The following is a 20,572-nucleotide window of genomic DNA, read 5'->3' as shown; positions in this document are numbered from 1 at the left end:
GCCGCGCCGGACGCGTCTCCGGCGACGGCTCAGGCCGCCGGGTCGAGGACGTCGTCGCCGTTGCCCCCGCGCAGGACGTCGTCCCCCTCGGTGCCGGTGACGGTCGGGACCGGGCCCCGGCAGCGCTCGTCGAGGTCGATCCCGACGACGAGCGGGTCGTGGTCGCTGGAGCGGTACGGGTCGGCGGCGTAGAGCGCCGGGTCGCCGTCGTACTGGTAGGCCGAGGACTCCACCGAGTTGACGTTCCAGTGCACGACGTCGGTGACCTTGGCGGTCAGGGCGGCGGTGCCCAGCGCGTGGTCCAGCGAGCCGGACAGCCCGTCGAAGACGTAGCTGTACCGGCCGGGGTCGAACCACTCGCCGAGGTCGGTCCAGCCGGCGCTCCGCAGCTCCTCGACCGGGTCCTCCTGGCTGTAGGCGTTGAGGTCGCCCATCAGGACGACGTCCTCGTCGCCGGTGCGCTGCGCCAGCCCGGCGGCGAAGGCCGCGAGCGACCGGGCCTGCCGGACGCGGTCGCCGTTCCACTGGCCCTGCCCGTCGCCGTCGTCGACGTTGTCCCCGGTGGCGTTGCCAGGGGTCTTGGACTTGAAGTGGTTGGCGACCACGGTGAAGGCGTCCCCGTTCGCGGCGAACGTCTGCGCCTGCGGCTCGCGGGCGTCGGCCCACACGGCCTCGTCGACCAGGCCGACCGGGTCGCCGACCGGCCGGACCCGGTCGGTGCGGTGGACGATCCCGTTGCGGATGGCGTCGCGCTCGACGCCGTACAACTCCTCCGGCAGCGGCACGTAGGCCCACACCTCGGCGCCCGCGACCTCGTTCAGCCGCCGCACGAGGTCGGCCAGCGCGGTGTCGGCGTTGCCGGGGGTCAGCCCCGTGGCGTCGGTGTCCTCGACCTCCAGCAGCGTGACGACGTCGGCGTCCAGCGCCCGGATCGCCGGGACGATCTTGCCGGCCTGCTCCTCGAACTCCTCGGGGCTGTCGGCGCCGCGGCCCGCGTCGCCGAGGGTGAGGAAGTAGTTGAGCACGTTGAACGTCGCCAGCCGGACGTCGCCGCCGACCGGTCCGGGGGCCACGGTGCGGGTGTCCTGCGGCGCGAAGACGCCGTCCGCCGTGCCGTCGGCCGGCTGCAGCCGCCACGCGCCGAAACCGAACCCGAGGACCAGGGGCTCGGTGGGCTCCAGGACGTCGCCGACGCGCACCGGGGTGTCCGGGGACAGGTACGGCCGGTCCGTGAGGGACCTCGAGTCGTCCCGGCCGTCGTCGAGCAGGACCTGGCGCGCGGCGTTGCCGGCGACGACCGCGGCGGCCTCCGGGGTGCCCGGCCGGGCGACCTCGGTGGGCTGCACGAGCACGCCGCCCTCGGAGAGGGTCAGCTCGCCGTAGCGGGTGAGCGCGAAGACCTCGCTGACGGTCAGCGCGTCGGCCGGTCGCACGAGCACGCCCTCGAGCCGCTCGCGGGCGGCGTCGTCGGCGGGCAGGTCGAGGGCCGCCGGCGTCGGCTCGGGCAGCAGGTCGTCGGTGCAGACGGCGACGGCGGTGCGCGCCGCGACCTGGGTCTGGCCGAACGACTCGCCGGGCACGCCGGTGACCGCGACCTCGTCGCCGAGTGCGACCGGGACGGTGCTGAGCACGAAGACGCCGTCGGACGTGGCCGGGTCGCCGTCCCCGGCGTCCTGCAGGTGGAAGCCCTCGAGGCCGTCGGGACCCTGCAGGTCGGCCACGACCGTGCCGCGGACGGTGACCGTCCGCCCGGCCAGCGGCGTGGCCGCGCCGCTGCCCTGCACCGCACCGACCGGGTGCGTCACCGGGGCCGCGCAGACGTCGGCCGGCTGCTGCTGGGCCGGCGCGGCGGGCGCGGCCGACGCGAGGGTCGGCAGGCCGGCGACCGCGAGGGCGACGACGGGGACGCCGACGGCGGCACGGACGGCGCCGCGGCCGGGGCGGGTCGGTGGCTGCACGGGGACCTCCGGTGGACGACGATGACGACCGGACGCTGGCAGCGCCGCGGGGACGCTGCGGTCACGGTAGGTGGTCGATCGATGACACGCCCACCGCGGATCCGCGGGACCGTCGGTGACCGCCGCGGTGACCCGTGGTGCGCGGCGCGGACGCCGCCTCCCCCGGTCACCGTCCTCCGCCACCCGGCGCTCGGATCGAACAGGCGTTCGACCTCGTGCGACACTCTCCGCGTGGCTGGCGGCATGCACCCCGGGCGGTCCGGTCGCTCCCTCGGCGAGCGCGCGGCGCGCTCGGGCCTCGGTCCGCCCGAGCCCCCGGCGCCTCCCCCGCCGTCGGCCGCGACGAACCGGCCCGACCGGGCGCGCGGCCGGCACTGCTGGGTGCACGACCCGCCCGGTGCCCCCGGTGTGTGGCCGGGGCTGCTCGTGGAGTGGCGGCAGGGTGGGGACGGCTGGTCCGGCCGGGTCACCTACGCCGTCGCCGGGCCGCAGGGCACCGTGCTCGTCGAGGCGTGGGTGCCCGCCGCTCTCCTCGAGCAACGCTGATCACGGGTTACCGCCGTCCCCGGGTGGCTATGGCCCCTCCCGACGCACCGTCCCCTGACGCGAAGGAGAGAGACCCGTGAGCGAGCCCGACCGTCCCAACCTCGACGACGTCATGGAGACGACGGAGTCGGCCCCGCGCGACCGGCAGCAGCACGCCGGGGGCTACACCCGCTCCGACGACGAGCTGCAGCACCGGACCGAGCACGAGCGGCAGTTGGTGGACGCCGACGACGCCGACCCCGCGGGCGCCGACGTCCACTCCGCGACCGATTGACCGATGACGCTGCGGTCCTCCGGACCGCACCGCGGCCACGTGCCGATCCCGGCCGGCGCTGGGCCGTCACCGGTCCGGAGGGGGTCCGGTTGAGCCGCCTGGGGCCGGGGGACGTCGCCTGCTGGGTGCTGAAGTCCACCCGCCCGCCGGAGCTGATCGACCCCGGCTGGCGGGAGGGCACGGCGCTCGAGCTGACCCGTTGCGTCCGGCGCTCCTACCGGCTGGACCTCGTGCACCCGGGCCAGCCGTGCCTGCTGTGGGTCAGCGGCCGGGCCGACCCCGGCGTGCACGCGCTCGGCGAGGTGACCGGCGGGGCCGAGCAGCGCGACGGCGGACCGGTCCTCCCGGTCCGGCTGACCCGGCTGCCCTCGCCCGTCGCCCGCGCCGACCTGCTGGCCGACGCGGCCGCCCGCGACGCCGAGGTGCTGCGGATGCCGGCCGGCAGCAACCCGTCCTGGCTGTCCCCGCAGCAGTACGCCGCCGTCCTCGCCCACCTGCCCCCGCCCCCGGACGCGGCGCTGGGACCATGGCCGGTGTGACTCCCACCCGGTACCGCTGGGGCGCGATCGCCTGGCTGCTGACCCTGCAGTTCTTCGTCGTCGAGACCGTCGTCCAGCTGCAGACCGGCGGCTCGTACAGCCGCGCCGACGACGTCATCAGCGCCCTGGGGACGTCGGACTCCGCGGCGCCGCTGCTGATGAACGCCTCGTTCGTCCTGCAGGGCCTGCTCATCGCCGCCGGCACGGTCCTGCTGCGCCCCGCGCTGGCCGGCCTCGGCGGCCGGATGGTCCCCGCCTTCCTGACCGCGGCCGCCGTCGGCGTCGTCCTCGTCGGGCTCTTCCCGCTCGGCAGCCAGGACGACCTGCACCAGGCCGGTGCCGGGCTGCACTTCGTCGGCGGCGGGCTGGGGCTGCTGGCGCTGGCCTACGGCGTCCGGCCGCGCTCGGAGGCCCTGGGGACGGCGCTGGCGCTGCTGGGCCTGCTGAGCAGCGCGATGACGGTCTTCTTCGCCCTCGGCATCACCACCTTCCTCGGCGAGGGCGGCACCGAGCGGGCCTCGGCCTACCCCATCCCGATCGGGCTCGCGCTGGCCGGCGGCGCGCTGTGGGCGCTCAGCCGGCGCCCGCAGGCCGACCCGCGCCCCTCACGCCGCGAGCTGCGCGTCCAGGAGCGGGCCGAGCGCGCCGAGCGGGCCCGCGAGCGCGACGCCGCCCTGGAGGCCGCGACCGCCCGCCCCGAGCCGGCCCGGACGCAGACCGACACCGAGCCCGACGACGACTTCGACCCCGAGGACCCCTGGGCCGCCTCCCGGCGCCGCAACTGAGGGGGATCCGTCTCACCCGGTCGGCTCGAACCGGAGCACCTCGCTGACCGGACGCCGTCCCGACGCGGGGCCGCCGGTGGTCGACGGGTAGCCCATCCGCAGCAGCATCTGCGGGTAGCCGACCAGCGAGAGCCGGGCGCGCATCCGGGTGCGGGTGGCCGGCCAGTCCAGCGCCTGGGTCAGCGGCGAGGTGGCCAGCCCCTCCACCGTCGCCACGAGCAGCAGCCGGCCCAGCGCCCGGCCGGCCAGCAGCCACGCCGTCCGGTCGTCGCCGTCGGTCCCCAGCAGGACGACGGTCGGCCGCTCCACCTCCGGTGGGGGCGCCGCGGGGTCACCGGCCGGCAGGAAGTCGTGCGGGGCGCGGCTGCCGGCGACGAAGTCGCGGACCAGCCAGTTCGACGGCCGCGTCGCCGGGTCCTCCTCCGGGACCGCGCCGACCGGGATGCCGTCCACCGCCGCCGGGTCGGTGCGCAGCCACCGCTCGAGCTCGGCGAGGTACTCGGGGTCGCTGCGCTCGAGCTCCTCGGCGCGGGAGACCAGGAAGGCGGTGGCCAGCTCCTCGTCGGAGCCGGTGACCGTCTTGACCCAGACACCCAGCAGCCCGGCGTCGGCCTGCATGCGCTCCAGCACGCCCTCGGGGACGGCGCGCGGCAGGAACGGCGCCCGCTCGGTGTGCCGCCGGCCGATCGCCTCGGCCAGGGCGGCGTCGGCGGGCGCGACCTCGCGCGGTGCCCCGGCGCGCACGGTGGCGAGGTGGTCGGGGTCCTCCGCTGTCGGCAGCAGCTCGATCTCCGCCTCGACGCCGGCCGCCCGCAGCGCGACGGCGGCGAACTCGGCGGCCACGCCGCAGCTGATCACCTGCTGCCGGCCCGTCCGGTCCAGCACCGGCAGCGCCCGCTCCTGGTCCCGGTGCAGCTCGAGGCGGTCGCCGGAGGCGGTGAACCGCCACGGCTGGGTGTTGTGGATCGACGGTGCCCGGGTGGCGGCGCCCACCACCGCCGTCCACTGCTGCTCGTCCATCCCGGCTCCTCCCCGCCCGGGACGACGACACCCCGGGACTCTCCTGCCTAGCCCGTGGACGGCGCCAGGTCGACGGTCCGTGGCCCCTCCCGGGAACGACCCGCTCGGAGGACGATGCCCGCCATGAGCGCACCCGACACCGGTGTCCGACGCCCCCGCGTCCTGGTCGGCTACGACGGTTCCCCGAGTGCGGTGAACGCGATCGAGGCGGCTGCGGCGCTGCTGCCCTCGGCCACCGCCTCGATCCTCAACCTGTGGGAGCCGCCGTTCACCTCCCCCGAGCTGCGGCACCGCGTCATGGAGCGCGCCTCCAACGCCGAGGCGCTGGGCCGGCTGGTGGAGCACGAGGGCAGGGCCGAGTCCGAGCGGCTGGCCCGCACCGGGGTCAAGCTCGCCAAGGCCGCGGGCTGGGACGCCGAGCCGCTGGTCAAGCGCACCTACGGCGGCGACGGTTACGCGTTCGCCCGCACCGCCGAGGAGCTCGACGCCGACCTGATGGTCGTCGGATCGCGCGGGATGAGCGGCATGCGCGCCTCGATGGGCAGCGTCTCGGAGCTGGTGGTGCACGTCAGCCCGGTGCCGGTGCTCGTCGTGCCGCACCCGCTGACCACGGTCGAGTGGACGGCGGTGGAGTCCGGGCCGGTCGTCGTCGGCAACGACGCCTCCGAGCACGCGCAGCGGGCGCTCACCGCGGCCACCACGCTCTTCCCGCACCGGAAGCGGCTGATGGTCACCGTCGAGGAGTCCGTGGGCTCCCCCGCCCCGTCCCCCGTCGAGGGCACCGAGCTGGTCACCGTCCGCTGCTCCGGGCGGGCCGGCCGGCCGCGGGCCACCGCGGCGACCCTGGCCGACGAGGCCGCCCGCCGCCGCGCGGCGGTGGTGGTCGTGGGCAGCCGCGGCCGCGGGGGCGCCCGCGACACCCTGGTCGGCCACGTCACCCGCGCGCTGCTGCACTGCGCGCACCGGCCGGTGCTCGTCGTCCCGTCCCGCCCGGCCGGCTGAGCTCAGGCGCTCGCGGCGGCCCGCTGCACCTCCGGGTCGGGCCGCCGCACCGCCGCGCGCCGGCGGGACAGCGCCACGCCGGCCAGGCAGACCGCGCCGCCGGCCACGGCCAGGGGCGGCGGCACCTCGTCGAGCAGCAGCCAGCCCATCAGCACCACCAGAGGCGGCACGAGGTAGGTGGTGACGCCCAGCCGCCCGGCGTCGGTGCGCGCCAGCGCGTAGGCCCAGGTGCTGAAGGCCAGCGCGGTCGGCACCGCGCCGAGGTACACCAGCCCGGCCACCGACCCGGGCGAGGCCGCGCCCAGCTCCGCGACCAGCGACCCGGCCCAGGGCAGGCAGCACAGCGCCCCGACCGCGCAGGCCGTGGCCGTGACCTGCAACGGGGGCAGCCGGCGCAGCACCGGCTTCTGCGCGACGACCCCCACGGCGTAGGTGACCGCGGCGACCAGGCAGAGCACCACGCCGAGCACGTCGGCCTCGGCGCCGCGGGTGGCCAGGCCGATGAGCAGCACGCCGGCGAAGGCCACCACCAGGCCGGCGACCAGCCACCGCGGGAAGCCCTCGCCCAGCCACAGCCCGGCGAGGACGGCGATGAGGACCGGTCCGACGTTGACCAGCATCGCCGTCGTCCCGGCGTCCAGGTGCTGCTCGGCCGCGTTGAGCGCCACGTTGTACACGCCGAACCAGCCGATCCCGCAGACCGCGAGCAGTCCCCACTCCCGCCGGGTGGGCGCCACCCACGGCCGCCCGGCCGCGACGAGCAGCAGGCCGAGCACCGCGGTGCCGACCAGCAGCCGGCCCAGTGCCAGCGCCCCCGGCGAGAGGTCGGCCCCCACGGCGCGGATGCCGACGAACGCCGACGCCCAGGCCAGCACGGTGACGGCGACGGCGGCGAGCACGGGGACGGCGACGCGACGGGGCACGCAGCGACCCTAGGTCGGCCGGCCGACGCTCCACCGGCGCTTTCCGGACGTCGTCCTCCCCGTTGCGGTCCCTGGCAGAGTGGCCCCGTCCCGGGTCCCGCCCTGAGCCTGCGAAGGGCGGGGAGGACGGGGTCCTTCTTCAGCCGCGCAGGTGCTCGGCGTAGGTGCGCCGCCCGCGCGCGCCACGGGTGGGCAGCGCGCCGCCGTCACGGACCGCCGCCGAGAGCCGGCCCGGCACCGGGGTGGCCACGACGTGGGCGTTCGGCTCGCGCGCCGCCGCCCACGCCCGCGCGACCTCCGCCGCGGTCAGCTCCTCGGGTCCGCCGTACTCGACGACGTCCCCGGCCGGCGCCCCCAGCGCCACCTCCGCGGTGTGGGCGGCGGCCTCCGCGACGTCCACCGGCTGCAGCCGCCAGCCCATCGGCACCGGCAGGACCGGCCCGCGCCGGGCCGTGCTCAGCAGCTGGTCGACGAAGTGGTGGAACTGGGTGATCCGCAGCAGCGTCACCGGCAGCCCCGACGCCAGCAGCACCTGCTCGGCGGCGTACTTGGCGTGGTAGTAGCCGTAGGGGATGCGGTCGACGCCGACGATCGAGACGTAGACCAGGTGCCGCAGCCGCTCGCGGTCGACCGCCTGCACCAGCCGCCGGGTGCCCGCCACGTCGACCTCCCAGTGGGCGCGGTCGCGGACGCCCGTGGCCGCGTGCACGACCACCTCCGCACCGGCCAGCGCCGTCGGCAGGTCGCGGCCGGTGACCAGGTCCCCGCGCACCCCGCCCGGACCGGTCCCCCGTCGCGACATCTGCCGCACGCGGTGGCCGCCGCCCTGCAGGCGCTCGACGACCAGCCGGCCCAGCGGCCCCGTCCCTCCCGTCACGAGAACGTCCATGCCTGGAGTCTGGCCGGACCGTTCCGTCCCGGCGTGCCGAGGCCTCGTGATCTCACATGCGAGATATCGTGTCTGCTCGTGACGGTCACCGAACCCACCACCGACACCGCCATGCAGCGCATCGGCATGCTGGTCCGCGACGCCCGCCGGCACCGCGGGCTGACCCAGCAGCAGCTCGCCGAGCGGCTGGGCACCAGCCAGAGCGCCGTCGCCCGCATCGAGCAGGGCGGCCAGAACCTCACCCTCGAGCTGCTCGGCCGGCTCTCCGAGGCGCTGGAGCGGGAGCTGTTCAGCGTCGGCCCGTCCGGCCCCACCCACCTGCGGGTGGCCGGCGGCGTGCCGCTGCGCGGCAGCGTCGTCGTCAAGTCCTCGAAGAACGCCGCCGTCGCACTGCTGTGCGCGGCGCTGCTCAACCGCGGCCGGACGACGCTGCGCAACGTGGCCCGCATCGTCGAGGTGGACCGGATCCTCGACGTGCTGCGCTCGATCGGCGTCTCGGCCACCTGGGACGGGGCCGGCCGCGACCTCACCCTCGTCGTCCCCGACGAGCTCGACCTGGCCGGCATCGACGCCGACGCCGCCCGCCGCACCCGCAGCATCATCATGTTCCTCGGCCCGCTGCTGCACCGGGCGGCGTCGTTCGACCTGCCCTACGCGGGCGGTTGCGACCTGGGCACCCGCACCGTCGAGCCGCACATGATCGCGCTGCGCCCCTTCGGGCTGGAGGTCGAGGCCCGCGGTGGCCGGTACCACGCCGCGGTCACCGCGCCCGGCACGGCCGACCGCACCATCGTGCTGACCGAGCGGGGCGACACCGTCACCGAGAACGCGCTGCTGGCGGCGGCCCGCACCGACGGGACGACGACCATCCGCAACGCCAGCTCCAACTACATGGTCCAGGACCTCTGCCTGTACCTGCAGCTGCTCGGCGTCGAGATCCGGGGGCTGGGCACCACCACCCTGGTCGTCCGCGGGCGGCCGGTGCTCGACGCCGACGTCGACTACACGATCAGCGAGGACCCGGTGGAGGCGATGAGCCTGCTGACCGCCGGCATCGTCACCGACTCCGAGCTGACCGTGTGCCGGGCGCCGATCGAGTTCCTCGAGGTCGAGCTGGCCACCCTCGCCGAGATGGGGCTGCGCTACAGCCTCTCCCCGGAGTACCTGGCCGACAACGGGCACACCCGGCTGGTCGACGTCACCATCTCGCCGTCGCAGCTCAAGGCGCCGATCGACAAGATCCACCCGATGCCGTTCCCGGGCCTCAACATCGACAACCTGCCGTTCTTCGCCGTCATCGCGGCCGCGGCCACCGGCTCGACGCTGATCCACGACTGGGTCTACGACAACCGGGCGATCCACCTCTCCGACCTCACCCGGCTCGGCGCCGACGTCCGGCTGCTCGACCCGCACCGCGTGCTGGTGAGCGGCCCGACGCGCTGGTCGAGCGCGGAGGTGGTCTGCCCGCCGGCACTCCGCCCGGCGGTGTGCATCCTGCTGGCGATGCTCGCGGCCAAGGGGACGTCGGTGCTGCGCAACGTCGACATCATCGCCCGCGGCTACGAGCAGCTCTACGAGCGGCTGGTCGAGATGGGCGCCCGCATCGAGGTCTTCCACGACTAGGCCGCCGACGTGCTCGAGGTCGCCGCGGCCGACGTGGCGGGCTTCTTCGCGCCCGAGCGGCCCGGCCCGCTGGTCCAGCAGCACATCGCGCAGACCGGCGTGGGGGTCTGCCGGGTCGACCGGTGGCCGGCGCCGCGGACCGTGGTGGCCGAGTCGGGCGGCAACGTCGCGCTGCGAGGGGTGCCGCGCGAGATCGACGGTCTCGCCGGGTTCGTCGAGGCGCCACCCGAGTGGCTGCCGACACTGCGCGCCATGGACCCGGGCACCGCGATCTGGCCGCGCGTGATCGCCGTCCTGCCACCCACGGCGGAGACACCGCCGCCGGTCGCCGCGGTCCGGCGGCTGGGAGCGGGCGACGCGCCGGCACTGGCCGTGCTCCCCCCCTCGCTCGCCTGGATCGGCGCGACCTGGGGCGGCGCGGCCGGACTCGCGGCGTCCGGGTGGGCCTGGGCCGCGTTCGACGGCGACCGACCGGTCTCGGTCGCCTGCCCGTTCCTGGTCGGCCGGCGGTTCGAGGACCTCGGCGTGGTGACCGAGCCCGGGGCCCGAGGCCGCGGCCTGTCGACGGCGTGCGCCGCCGCGGTGGTGGCCGACGTCCGTTCCCGGGGGCGCACGCCGACCTGGACGACCAGCCCCGACAACCGGGCGAGCCTGGCGGTCGCGGCCCGTCTCGGCTTCGTGCGGGAACGCGACGACGTCCTCTACGCCGTCCGCACGCCGATCCCGCCGGTCGACTGAGGCAGGACCCTCCTGCCCCCACCCCTCGCAGGCCCGTGGCGGGGTGCCGTGCCACTCCCCCGCTGTTCCAGCCGCCCTGGCGCCGGTGCCAGCGCGGACGCGCGAGGAACAGCGCGAGGGTGCGGGCCGGTCGAGCCGCTCAGCGCTCCTGGTCGGTGGGGCGCACCAGCACTTCGTTGACCGCCACGTGCGGCGGCTGGGTGACCACGTAGACGATCGCGCGGGCGACGTCCTCGGCGTGCAGCGCCCGCATGCTCGTGTACATCTGCACCGACGCCGCCTTGGCCGCGGGCTGGGTGATGTGGTCGGTCAGCTCGGTGCTCACGGCGCCGGGCTCGACCAGGGAGACGCGCACGCCCCTCGTCGTCACCTCCTGGCGCAGCGACTCGCTGAAGGCGTTCACCGCCCACTTCGAGGCGTTGTAGACACCGGCGCCCTTGCGGGCCTGCCGGCCGGCGACGCTGGAGATGTTGACCACGTCGCCCGAGCCCTGCTCGACCATGCCCTCGATCGCCGCGTGCGTCATGTACATCAGCCCGAGCACGTTGGTGCCGAGCATGCGCCGCCAGTCCTCGGGATCGGCGCCGACGATCGTGCCGAGCAGCATCACCCCGGCGTTGTTGACTAGGACGTCGAGCCCGCCGAGCTCGCTGCGGGTGCGGGCGACGGCGTCGCGGCAGGACGCCTCGTCGGTGACGTCGAGGTCGAGGGTGACCACCTTCGCGCCGGCCTCGCCGAGCCGAGCGGCCAGGCCGTCGAGCCGGTCGCGACGACGGGCACCGATCGCGACGGACGCGCCCCCCTCGGCCAGAGCCACGGCCGTGGCCTCGCCGATCCCCGACGACGCGCCGGTGACCAGCGCGACCCTGCCGGACAGCGGCCGGACGACCTCTGTCACCGCTCGACCCCGGACTCGTTCCGCTCCTCGCTCGCCGGCGCTCGCTGCGATGCTCGCTCGCCCGTCGTCCTCGCGGCGCTCATGCGACCTCCTCCTCGTGCGACCACCGGGTGCGGCCGTCGTCCCAGCCTCGCCGATGCCCCCCGTCCCGGCAGCGCGGGGAGGGGTCAGGCCAGCGTGACGCCGAAGCCGCGGACGGCCAGCCGCACCAGCACCGGGCCGGGGCGCAGCAGGTCGTCGACCCGCGCCGCCGAGGCGGCCTCGAGGTCGGCCAGCCGCGCCGCGGCGGCGTCCGGACCCGCGCGGCGGGCGCGGTCGAGAGCGGCCGCGTTCGCCCACACCTTGCGCCGGGACTCGCGCAGGAACACCTGGCTGGCGGTGCGGTTGACCGGGGCCAGCAGCCGGTCCAGCGGCGTCCGCCGTCCCCCGGCGCGGTGCAGCTCGCCGTCCTCGGCGGCGACCCGGGAGGCGAGCACGCGGTCGATCCGCTCGTGGTCGCGCCCGCGCATCGCCCGCACCGCGGGGGTGTCGAACTCCTCCGGCGGGATGACCCGCACCAGCGACTGCGGCAGGTCGTAGTTGATGTGCGCGTTCATGCCCAGCAGCACGTGTGCCTCCGGGGGCAGCTCCGGCCGCGCGCCGAAGGCGAGCCGCCACGGCCGGGGGGCCGACGCCGGGTCGCTGCGGTGGGCGGTCAGCGCGTCGAGGTAGAGACCGGCGAAGTCGACGTCCCACTCCTCGACCCAGGCCGGGTCCTCGAAGGCGCCCGCGTCGATCGCCGCGCCGACGGCGACCGTCGTCCGCAGGTACACGCCCAGGAAGAAGCGCGCCGGGTCGCGGTCGGCCTCCAGCGGCGCCAGCAGCTGCCCCATGCGGTCGACCAGCGCCGCGACGGCCTCTGTCACGCCACGGCCCCGTTGCAGGGGCCCGCCGCGAGCGTGCGAGCGGTCGGACGGCCCTGGTGCAGGGTCCCACCGCGAGCGTGCGAGCGGTGGGGGGCGGCGGGGTCCTTCACGGGGTCCTTCGTCAGATCAGCGCGTCGAGGCCGTCGTCCGGGGGCAGCGTCATCGCGGCGTCCACCGGTGGGCGGTGTGGCTGGTCCAGGCCGCGCATGCGCGCCGCGTGCAGCGCCAGCAGCAGGTTGAGCCGCAGGGTCGGGTCGGTGGTGAAGGGCCCGAGCAGTCGCTCGAGCTTGCCGATCCGGTACCGCATCGTGTTGTAGTGGAAGTGCAGGCGGCGCGCGGACTCCGCGACGTTCAGGTTCGTCTCCAGCAGCACGCGCAGCGTCTCCCGCAGGTCGGCGGAGTCGGGGTCGGCGGCGTCGGCCAGCGTCCCCAGCACCTCGTCGACGTAGTTGCGCAGCTCGGTGCTGTCCGGGATCAGCGACAGCAGCCGGAAGACGCCGAGCTGGTCGAAGTGCGTCACCGCCTGCGTCCCGTGGATCTCCTGGCCCACGCCGAGGGCGCGGGACGCCTGCTGGTGGGCCTCGCCGAGCGCCGACAGCGAGCCGGCCGGGCGGCCGATGCCGGTGCCGAGCACCCGACCGACCCGGCGCACCCGGGCGTTGACCCGGCCGGTCACCGCGCTCACCAGCGAGGTGATCTCCTCCGGCGTCCGCCCGTCGAGGGGCAGCACGGTGACGATCTCCGTCGACAGCCCGGCCACCGCCGCGCCGGAGACCTCGGTCTCCAGTGCGGCGCGCCAGCCGTCGGCCAGCCGGTCGAGGACGTCGAGGGCGCGGGTGGGGTCGGCCTGCGGGTCGGCGGCGGTCTCCGTGGCGGTCACCAGGACGACGACCGGGCCGTCGAGCCGCCAGCCGAAGGACCGGGTCTGGGCCAGCGCCCGCTCGGTGTGCCGCAGCGACCCGGCGACCAGGCGGCGCACCAGGTCACCCTGGAAGCGCAGCTCGACCGAGTGCACGGCCTGCTGGCGGATCACCGAGAGCGCCGCGACCACCGCGGCCCGCTCGAGCAGGGCGCCGGCGCCGACGAGCAGCGGCCCGGCCCGGTGGACGGCGACCAGCCAGCCGTGCCGCTGGTCGCCGGCCATGATCGGCGCGACCGCGTACTCCCCCACCCCGCCGGGCAGCTCGTGGTGCCCCGGCACGAGCAGGATGCCGTCGGCCGGGGAGAGGTCGGCGTCGGCGAGCACGTCGGCCGGGGTGACGACGGTCTGGTCGGCGCGCAGGCCCGAGAGCCGGCGGGACGGCGCCATCATCGCCATCTCGTCCTCGGCCTCGGCGTCCAGCAGCCACAGCCAGTCGCTGATCTCGGCGACGTCCTCGGGCGGACCGGCGCTGGTGACGATCTCGCGGTCCGGTCCCAGGCCCAGCACGGCGGCGCCCTGCAGGGAGTCGGCGAGCTGCTCGGTGACCTCGGCCAGCCCCCCGCCGCTGAGCGCCACGTCGATGAACTGGTCGTGCATGCGACTGGAGAGCGCCAGCGCCTCGCTCTGCTTGCCGACGACGGCGCCGAGCACCTCGGAGACGACCTCGCCCATCCGCACCGTCGCGGGCAGGGCGAGCACCGGCAGCGCCCGGCGGTCGGCCTCGGCCAGCACGTCGGCCGGCACCGGCGGCGGCCCCTCCGTCCGGCGGTAGGCCAGCGCCGTGGTGCCCATGGAGTCCAGCCGCTCCACCAGGGCGCGGCAGTTGGCGGCGTCGGCCGGCGGCAGCCGCGCCCCGAGGACGACGAGGACGTCGGGCCCGGCGACGGCCAGGGGGTCGGCGGGGTCGTCGACCACCATGTAGCGGACCACCCGGTCGAGGCCGCCGTGCCCGGCGACGACCTCCGTCCCCGCGAGGCCGGGCAACCGCAGCGCCTCGGCCAGGCTGAGGCCCATGCGCTCCTGCCAGCTGGGCCGCTCCCCGCGGCTCTCGGTCACCGGCACCTCCGCTGCCGACAGGTGACGCCAGGACGAGACCAAGCCCTCACCCAGCGTGGGGACGACGAGGGGCGCTTCACCCTGGGTCACGACACCAACTTTCTCAGTTGCCGATGCACACGGCCACACAGCAGCACCCTGTCAGGAGTGCCCGGACCTGATCATCCATTCTTGGCGACATCCGCCATACTTGGGCGTGCGACGCGCCGCATAGGTTCGAGACCCGGTTCCACTCCGCCCGGTGGATGGTAGGCCGGTTCCCGCCTCAGGGTGCCGCCCACCTCCCTCCAGCGGGTGGACGGGCCCGGGCGGGGGGTCCCGAGCCGACGGTGCTCCCCGTGGTCTTCCAGCGTGAAGAGGGTCGCCATGCGCACCATCGACGAGACCGCAGGCCCGGGCGGCAACCGCCCCGGGGCTCCGACCTCCCCGCGTGGCCGCGCCGCGCGGGCCGGACTACCGACCATCCCGCTGCCGCGCGAGTCTGCCCAGGCCACCGCGCGCACGGCTCCCCCCGCCCGTGCCGCCACCGCCGTGCCCGCCTCGGCGAGCACCGGTGTCGCCGACCTCCTGCGCGGTCCGGTGCGCCCGGCGCGCGTCCTGCTCAGCATCCCCGCCGCCGTCTACCTGCAGGTGCCCACCGAGCGCGGCGGCGACGTCGTCGGCGTGCTCACCAGCGACGCCGCCCGGCTGCCGCTGGCCTGCGTGCTCTTCCGCCCCAGCAACGGCCGCCCGCTGGTGGCGCTGCCGCCCGACGCCCCGGCCGAGGTCGGCGGCGGGCGCATCGTCGTGGGTGACCTCGCCGTCAGCGCGGCCGCCTGGTGGGACCCGCGGCCCCGGCTGCCACGCCCCCGCCCGGCGCTGCTCCCCGAGGGCGTCCGCCAGCTCCGCAACGCCCTCTACGGCGAGGGGGTCCCGCACAGCGCGTTCACCCTCCCCGGCCTGCCGGCCGGTCCCGGTGGCCCGCTCGCCGCGCTGCGCGGCGCCGTCCGCCGAGCCGACCTCGACGCCGCCCTGCGCACCGCCACCCGGCTGATCGGCCTGGGCCCGGGGCTGACCCCGGCCGGGGACGACGTCATGGCCGGGACCATGGCCGGTCTCGTGCTGCTGGGCCACCCCGCCGCCGAGCGGTTCGCCGCCGCGGTCTCCGCGCTGGCCGCCGGCCGGACGACGGAGCTGTCCCGGTCGCTGCTGCGGCACGCGGCCGCCGGCCGGGTCAGCGCCGAGTACGCCGCGGTGCTGCACGGGCTGGTCGGCGAGCGTCCGCTGGGCCCGGCGATCGACGGTCTGCTGGCCACGGGCGCCACCAGCGGCCGGGCGATGGCCCTGGGGCTGTGCACCGCGATCGACCTCGTCGACCGGACCATGCGCGTCCGCTGAAGGAGGACCCCGAGAGCCCCCGTCCCGTCGGGACGGGGGCTCTCGTGCGTCGGGCGGGGGGAGGGCTCACCGGCAGTCGGGAACGGCCGCCGACCGCGTCCCCCGAGCAGGGACGGGGTCCGGGGCTCGGCTCGGTGGAGAACGGCACGTGGCCGCGGTGTCGGCCGGTAGGCCGACGGTGTCACAGCCGGCAGGCGTGGATGCTGGTGACGAGGATCGCGCGGGCGCCGAGCTCCCAGAGCTCGTCCATCACCCGGTTGGTCTCGTGCTGCGCGACCATGGCGCGCACCGCCGACCAGCCCTCGGTCTGCAGGGGGCTGACCGTCGGCCCCTCGAGGCCGGGGGTGAGCGCGGTGGCCTTCTCCAGCAGCTCGTTCGGGCAGTCGTAGTCGAGCATCACGTACTGCCGGGCCACCAGGACACCGCGCAGCCTGCGGCGCAGCTGCGAGACCGCGGGCACCTCCTCGGCCCCGGCCCGCCGCACCAGGATGGCCTCGCTGGTGAGCACCGGCTCGCCGATGATGTGCAGCCCGGCCGCGCGCAGCGTCGTCCCGGTCTCGACCACGTCGCACACGGCGTCGGCGACGCCGAGCCGGCAGGCGGTCTCCACCGCCCCGTCGAGCTTGACCACCGACGCCGCGATGCGCCGCTCGTCGAGGTGGCGCTGCAGCAGCACCGGGTAGGCCGTGGCGATCCGCTTGCCGGCCAGCTGCTCGACGGTCTCGATGCCGGACTCCACCGGCGTGGCGAACCGGAAGGAGGAGCGGCCGAAGCCCAGCGGCATGACCTCCACCGCGGCGGCGCCCTCGCCGACCGCCGGCGCGGTCTCCAGCAGCATGTCGCGGCCGGTGATGCCGACGTCCAGCGTGCCGGCGGCGACGTAGACGGCGATGTCACGGGGCCGCAGGTAGAAGAACTCGGTGTCGCTGTCGGGGTCGTAGACGGCGAGGTCCTTGGTGCTGCGGCGCTGCCGGTAGCCGCTCTCGGCGAGCATGGCAGCCGCGGGCTCGCTCAGGACGCCCTTGTTCGGCACGGCGATGCGCAGCACGGAGGGACTCCTTCGGTCGGGTTCGGTCGGTATGGGCTCGGCGGGAGGCGGCGTCAGAGCTGGGCGGCTTCAGAGATGGGCGGCTTCAGAGATGGGCATAGACGTCGTCCAGGGTCAGCCCGCGGGCGAGCATCAGGACCTGTACCCGGTAGAGGAGCTGGCTGACCTCCTCGGCAGTGCGCTCGGCCCCCTCGTGCTCGGCCGCCATCCAGGACTCGGCGGCCTCCTCGACGACCTTCTTGCCCGCGGCGTGCACGCCGTCGCGGACCGCCGTGACCGTCCCCGACGCGGGGTCGCCCGCGGCGACCTTGGCCGAGAGCTCGACGAACAGCTGGTCGAAGGTCTTCACGCGCGGCTCCCGTCGGCCGGTCGGATCGAGAAGCCGGTGGGCCGGGCGGGCCCGCGCAGGCCGCGGAGGGTCAGCGCCGTGGCCAGGGCGGCCACGGCCGCCTCCCAGCCCTTGTCCTCGGCCGAGCCGGGCAGCCCGGCCCGGTCGCGCGCCTGCTCCTCGGTGTCACAGGTGAGGACGCCGTTGCCGACGGGCTTGCCCGCATCGAGGGCGACCCGCGTCAGACCGGCGGTGACCGCGTCGCAGACGTACTCGAAGTGCGGCGTCCCGCCGCGGATGACGACGCCGAGCGCGACGACGGCGTCGTGCCGCTCGGTGAGCGCCTGGGCCACCACCGGCAGCTCCACCGCCCCCGGCACCCGGACGACGGTCGGCTCGGGGACGCCGCTGGCGACCGCGGCGGCGACCGCGCGCTCCAGCAGCGCCCCGGTGATCTCGGCGTGCCAGGTCGTGGCGACGATGCCGAGCGTCAGCCCGGCCGCGTCGACCGCCGCCGCCTCGGGCGCACCCCTCCCGCTCACAGCTGCTGCTCCCTCTGGCGCAGCGGCACGTCGGTGCGGGGCACGGTCGCCGCGTCGGCGGGACCGGACTCGGTCTCCGGCTCGATGATGTCCAGCAGGTGACCCATCCGGTCACGCTTGGTGCGCAGGTAGGCCAGGTTCTCCGCGGTGACGTGGCTGGGCAGCGGCACCCGGCCGGTCACCTTGAGCCCGTAGCCCTCCAACCCGGCGCGCTTGGCGGGGTTGTTGGTGAGCAGCCGCATGGTGTGCACGCCGAGGTCGACGAGGATCTGCGCGCCGGTGCCGTAGTCGCGGGCGTCGGCGGGCAGGCCGAGGTCGAGGTTGGCGTCGACGGTGTCGATCCCCATGTCCTGGAGCTGGTAGGCCTGCAGCTTGTGCAGCAGGCCGATGCCCCGGCCCTCGTGCCCGCGGATGTAGAGCACGATGCCGCGCCCCTCCTGGGCCACCGCAGCCAGCGCGGCCTGCAGCTGGGGGCCGCAGTCGCAGCGCAGCGAGCCGAACACGTCGCCGGTGAGGCACTCGGAGTGCACCCGCACGAGCACGTCCTCGCCGTCGCCGATGTCGCCGTAGACGAAGGCGACGTGCTCGCGCTCGTCGTAGGAGCTGCGGTAGCCGACGGCGGTGAAGGTGCCCGGCGTCAGCGGCACGGTGGCCTCGGCGACACGCTCCACCAGCTTGTCGAAGCGCTTGCGGTAGGCGATCAGGTCGGCGATGGAGATCAGGCACAGGTCGTGCTCGTCGGCGAAGACCCGCAGCTCGTCGCCGCGTGCCATCCCGACCGGGTCCTTCTCGCTGACCAACTCGCAGAGAGCGCCCGAGGGACGCAGCCCGGCGAGCACCGCGAGGTCGACGGCGGCCTCGGTGTGGCCGGGCCGGCGCAGCACACCGCCGTCCCTCGCACGCAGCGGCACGATGTGCCCGGGCCGGGCCAGGTCGGTCGAGTCGGTCTCCACCGAGGCGAGCAGCCGGATGGTGTGCGCGCGGTCGGCGGCGGAGATACCGGTGGTCACGCCCTCGCGGGCGTCCACGGTCACGGTGTAGGCGGTGCCGCGGCGGTCCTGGTTGACCCGGAACATCGGCGGCAGGTCGAGCCGGTCGGCGTCGGCCTCGGTGACGGCCACGCAGATGTAGCCCGAGGTGTAGCGGACCATGAACGCGACCAGCTCCGGGGTGGCCAGCTCGGAGGCGAAGATCAGGTCGCCCTCGTTCTCGCGGTCCTCGTCGTCCATCACGACGACCGGGCGGCCGCTCTTGACCGCGGCGATGGCGTCCTCGACGGTGTCGAGGCGGATGCTGGCGCTCACGAACCCTCCTCGCTGGCGCTCGTCGGCTCCGCGCGCTCGGCTGCTGTGCCCCTGCGTGAGTTCACGAGCGTGCTCCCAACAGGCGTTCCACGTACTTGGCGATCACGTCGACCTCCAGGTTGACCGGGCTCCCGGGAGGGACGGCACCCAGCGTGGTCTCGCGCAGGGTGGTGGGGATCAGGCTGACCTCGAACCACGGCTCGGGGTCGTCCGCGGCGCTGACGGCGCTGACGGTCAGCGAGACGCCGTCCACGGTGATCGAACCCTTCTCGACCACGTAGCGCGCCAGCTCCGGCGGCAGTGCGACCCGCACGACCTCCCAGTGCTCGCCGGGGGTACGGGTGACGACGGTGCCGACACCGTCGACGTGGCCCTGCACCAGGTGCCCGCCGAGCCGGGTGTGCGGGGTGACCGCGCGCTCCAGGTTGACCGGGTCGCCGGCGCCGAGGGCGCCGAGGCTGCTGCGGCGGAGGGTCTCGGCCATCACGTCGGTGGTCCACTCCTCGGCTGCGCCGTCGCCCCCCGGACCCGCCCCGGCGAACCCGGTGACGGTGAGGCAGACACCGTTGACGGCGATCGAGTCGCCCAGCGCCACGCCCTCGAGCGCCTTGCGCGCCCGGATGCGCAGCCGGGCGGCGTCCGCCTCCCGACCGACCCCGCCGGACTCCTCGCGGGCGAGCAGGACGCCGACCTCCTCGACGATGCCGGTGAACACGATCAACTCCCTCCGGTCGCGCCGTGGTGGTCCGCGACGCGCCGGTCTCCAGTGTGCCGGTCCGGCCGCAGCCGGATCTCCACGTCCCCGCCCAGGCGGGTGAGGTCGACGACCGAGAAGGTCAGCGCATCGCCGATCCCGGTGATTCCCAGGTCCCCGATCAGCGGTGCGCCGGCGCCCAGGAGCTTGGGCGCCAGGTGCACGACCGCCTCGTCGACCAGTCCCTCGCGCAGGAAGGCGGCGGCCAGCGTCGGCCCGCCCTCCAGCAGCACCCGCCGCACGTCGCGGGCGAAGAGCTCCTCGAGCAGCTCCCGCGGGCCGGCCGCGGCGCTGACCAGGGTGGGGGCGGCGTCGTCGAGCACCCGGGCGGTCCCCGGCAACCGGCCGCGGCGGTCGAGGACCACCCGCAGCGGCTGCCGCGCGGCGGCCGGGTGGGTGGGGGGCAACTCGGCGTCGCGGACGGTCAGCTGCGGGTCGTCGGTCAGCGCCGTCCCCGACCCGACGACGACCGCGTCACAGGTGGCCCGCAGCCGGTGGACGGCGGCCCGCGCCTCCGGGCCGGTGACCCAGCGGCTGCTGCCGTCGGCGGCGGCCACGCGGCCGTCGAGGGTGCCGGCGACCTTCCAGACCACGAACGGGCGGTGCTCGCGCACGCCGGTCAGCCACGCGCCCAGCGCGCCCTCCTCGGCGGCCTGCTGCTCCACGCCGAGCTCGACCTCGATGCCGGCGGCGCGCAGCCGGGCGGCGCCTCCCCCGGCCAGCTGCGTCGGTTCGGGGACGGCGACCACCACGCGGGCCACGCCGGCGGCGATGAGCGCCTCGGTGCACGGCCCGGTGCGGCCGGTGTGCGCGCACGGCTCGAGGGTGACGACGACGGCGCCCCCGCGGGCCCGCTCCCCGGCCTGTGCCAGCGCCCGGACCTCGGCGTGCGGGCCCCCGGGCGGTGCGGTCGCGCCCTCCCCCACCGGCGCCCCGTCGGCGGCCAGCACCACCGCGCCCACCGGCGGGTTCGGGCTGGTGGTGCCGAGGACACCCGCGCCCAGCTCGCGCGCCCGGGCCATGGCCGAGAGCTCGGCCGCGGAGACGCTCACCTCTGCCGCGCCGCGGCGGGCGGGGGGGCGCGGGCGCGGCCGCGGCGCGCCGGGGGCGGGGGGCCGCGGACACGGGCTGCGGCGCCGCA

The 20,572-nt window shown here is 76.1% G+C and carries 21 protein-coding genes; 8 read left to right on the top strand and 13 right to left on the bottom strand.

Annotation, left to right across the window (positions count from 1 at the left end):
* Positions 1–29: 29 nt before the first annotated feature.
* Entirely contained in the window at positions 30–1,958 is a 1,929-nt protein-coding gene (locus tag ACI79G_RS16885) for an ExeM/NucH family extracellular endonuclease (protein ID WP_456882272.1), read from the bottom strand.
* Positions 1,959–2,189: 231 nt separating this feature from the next.
* Between ACI79G_RS16885 and ACI79G_RS16880 the strand changes: the two genes are divergently transcribed.
* The 4 genes from ACI79G_RS16880 to ACI79G_RS16865 all read left to right on the top strand — a co-directional run bounded on the left by ACI79G_RS16880 (position 2,190) and on the right by ACI79G_RS16865 (position 4,102).
* On the top strand, positions 2,190–2,504 hold the full coding sequence (locus tag ACI79G_RS16880) for a hypothetical protein (RefSeq protein WP_456882270.1): 315 nt from the start codon (positions 2,190–2,192) through the stop codon (positions 2,502–2,504).
* Positions 2,505–2,580: 76 nt separating this feature from the next.
* Positions 2,581–2,778, top strand: a complete 198-nt coding sequence (locus ACI79G_RS16875; RefSeq protein WP_456882269.1) for a hypothetical protein — start codon at positions 2,581–2,583, stop codon at positions 2,776–2,778.
* An 89-nt stretch (positions 2,779–2,867) separates the two neighbouring features.
* Positions 2,868–3,317: a hypothetical protein gene (locus ACI79G_RS16870; RefSeq protein ID WP_456882268.1), complete on the top strand. Its 450-nt coding sequence runs from the start codon at positions 2,868–2,870 to the stop codon at positions 3,315–3,317.
* Complete coding sequence (locus ACI79G_RS16865) at positions 3,305–4,102, top strand: DUF998 domain-containing protein (protein WP_456882267.1); 798 nt, start codon at positions 3,305–3,307, stop codon at positions 4,100–4,102. Before ACI79G_RS16870 ends, ACI79G_RS16865 begins: the two co-directional genes overlap by 13 nt.
* Before the next feature lie 12 nt (positions 4,103–4,114).
* Here ACI79G_RS16865 and ACI79G_RS16860 read toward each other — a convergent pair whose 3' ends face one another.
* The gene (locus ACI79G_RS16860) at positions 4,115–5,122 is read right to left on the bottom strand and encodes an Acg family FMN-binding oxidoreductase (RefSeq protein WP_456882266.1); all 1,008 of its coding nucleotides are present in this window, start codon (positions 5,120–5,122) and stop codon (positions 4,115–4,117) included.
* Between the two features lie 123 nt (positions 5,123–5,245).
* Between ACI79G_RS16860 and ACI79G_RS16855 the strand changes: the two genes are divergently transcribed.
* Complete coding sequence (locus ACI79G_RS16855; protein WP_456882265.1) at positions 5,246–6,124, top strand: universal stress protein; 879 nt, start codon at positions 5,246–5,248, stop codon at positions 6,122–6,124.
* A gap of 2 nt (positions 6,125–6,126) precedes the next feature.
* On the opposite strand, the gene ACI79G_RS16850 is transcribed toward ACI79G_RS16855, so the two are convergent.
* Positions 6,127–7,047 (bottom strand): DMT family transporter, encoded by a 921-nt coding sequence (locus ACI79G_RS16850; RefSeq protein ID WP_456882264.1) that lies wholly within the window; start codon positions 7,045–7,047, stop codon positions 6,127–6,129.
* 139 nt (positions 7,048–7,186) lie between these two features.
* Positions 7,187–7,936 carry an SDR family oxidoreductase gene (locus tag ACI79G_RS16845; protein ID WP_456882263.1) on the bottom strand — a complete coding sequence of 250 codons (750 nt, stop codon included), beginning with the start codon at positions 7,934–7,936 and terminating at the stop codon, positions 7,187–7,189.
* A gap of 78 nt (positions 7,937–8,014) precedes the next feature.
* On the opposite strand from ACI79G_RS16845, the gene ACI79G_RS16840 reads away from it, so the two are divergent.
* On the top strand, positions 8,015–9,559 hold the full coding sequence (locus ACI79G_RS16840) for a helix-turn-helix domain-containing protein (protein WP_456882262.1): 1,545 nt from the start codon (positions 8,015–8,017) through the stop codon (positions 9,557–9,559).
* 9 nt (positions 9,560–9,568) lie between these two features.
* Positions 9,569–10,297 (top strand): GNAT family N-acetyltransferase, encoded by a 729-nt coding sequence (locus ACI79G_RS16835; RefSeq protein ID WP_456882261.1) that lies wholly within the window; start codon positions 9,569–9,571, stop codon positions 10,295–10,297.
* Positions 10,298–10,436: 139 nt separating this feature from the next.
* Here the strand turns inward: ACI79G_RS16835 and ACI79G_RS16830 are convergent, their stop codons facing one another.
* The 3 genes from ACI79G_RS16830 to ACI79G_RS16820 form a co-directional block, all read right to left on the bottom strand.
* Complete coding sequence (locus ACI79G_RS16830; RefSeq protein ID WP_456882260.1) at positions 10,437–11,195, bottom strand: SDR family NAD(P)-dependent oxidoreductase; 759 nt, start codon at positions 11,193–11,195, stop codon at positions 10,437–10,439.
* Positions 11,196–11,362: 167 nt separating this feature from the next.
* Positions 11,363–12,100 (bottom strand): DUF5995 family protein, encoded by a 738-nt coding sequence (locus ACI79G_RS16825; RefSeq protein ID WP_456882259.1) that lies wholly within the window; start codon positions 12,098–12,100, stop codon positions 11,363–11,365.
* 121 nt (positions 12,101–12,221) lie between these two features.
* Entirely contained in the window at positions 12,222–14,168 is a 1,947-nt protein-coding gene (locus ACI79G_RS16820) for a PucR family transcriptional regulator (protein WP_456882258.1), read from the bottom strand.
* 276 nt (positions 14,169–14,444) lie between these two features.
* Here ACI79G_RS16820 and ACI79G_RS16815 point away from each other — a divergent pair, with 276 nt between their 5' ends.
* Complete coding sequence (locus ACI79G_RS16815) at positions 14,445–15,455, top strand: DUF2877 domain-containing protein (protein WP_456882257.1); 1,011 nt, start codon at positions 14,445–14,447, stop codon at positions 15,453–15,455.
* Between the two features lie 181 nt (positions 15,456–15,636).
* Here the strand turns inward: ACI79G_RS16815 and hisG are convergent, their stop codons facing one another.
* The 6 genes from hisG to ribD all read right to left on the bottom strand — a co-directional run bounded on the left by hisG (position 15,637) and on the right by ribD (position 20,483).
* On the bottom strand, positions 15,637–16,503 hold the full coding sequence (gene hisG / locus ACI79G_RS16810; RefSeq protein WP_091217869.1) for an ATP phosphoribosyltransferase: 867 nt from the start codon (positions 16,501–16,503) through the stop codon (positions 15,637–15,639).
* An 85-nt stretch (positions 16,504–16,588) separates the two neighbouring features.
* Positions 16,589–16,852, bottom strand: coding sequence for a phosphoribosyl-ATP diphosphatase (locus tag ACI79G_RS16805; protein ID WP_091217871.1), 264 nt, complete (start codon positions 16,850–16,852; stop codon positions 16,589–16,591).
* Positions 16,849–17,373 (bottom strand): 6,7-dimethyl-8-ribityllumazine synthase, encoded by a 525-nt coding sequence (ribH, locus tag ACI79G_RS16800; RefSeq protein ID WP_456882256.1) that lies wholly within the window; start codon positions 17,371–17,373, stop codon positions 16,849–16,851. The genes ACI79G_RS16805 and ribH overlap by 4 nt, the downstream gene beginning before the upstream one ends.
* The gene (locus ACI79G_RS16795) at positions 17,370–18,677 is read right to left on the bottom strand and encodes a bifunctional 3,4-dihydroxy-2-butanone-4-phosphate synthase/GTP cyclohydrolase II (protein ID WP_456882255.1); all 1,308 of its coding nucleotides are present in this window, start codon (positions 18,675–18,677) and stop codon (positions 17,370–17,372) included. The genes ribH and ACI79G_RS16795 overlap by 4 nt, the downstream gene beginning before the upstream one ends.
* Before the next feature lie 61 nt (positions 18,678–18,738).
* On the bottom strand, positions 18,739–19,392 hold the full coding sequence (locus ACI79G_RS16790) for a riboflavin synthase (protein ID WP_456882254.1): 654 nt from the start codon (positions 19,390–19,392) through the stop codon (positions 18,739–18,741).
* Positions 19,393–19,394: 2 nt separating this feature from the next.
* Positions 19,395–20,483 (bottom strand): bifunctional diaminohydroxyphosphoribosylaminopyrimidine deaminase/5-amino-6-(5-phosphoribosylamino)uracil reductase RibD, encoded by a 1,089-nt coding sequence (gene ribD / locus ACI79G_RS16785; protein ID WP_456882253.1) that lies wholly within the window; start codon positions 20,481–20,483, stop codon positions 19,395–19,397.
* Positions 20,484–20,572: the final 89 nt, after the last annotated feature.

The organism is Geodermatophilus sp. SYSU D00779, assembly GCF_054050595.1.
The sequence above is the reverse complement of the archived record's forward strand: the minus strand, read 5'-3'. Positions and strand labels throughout refer to the sequence as shown.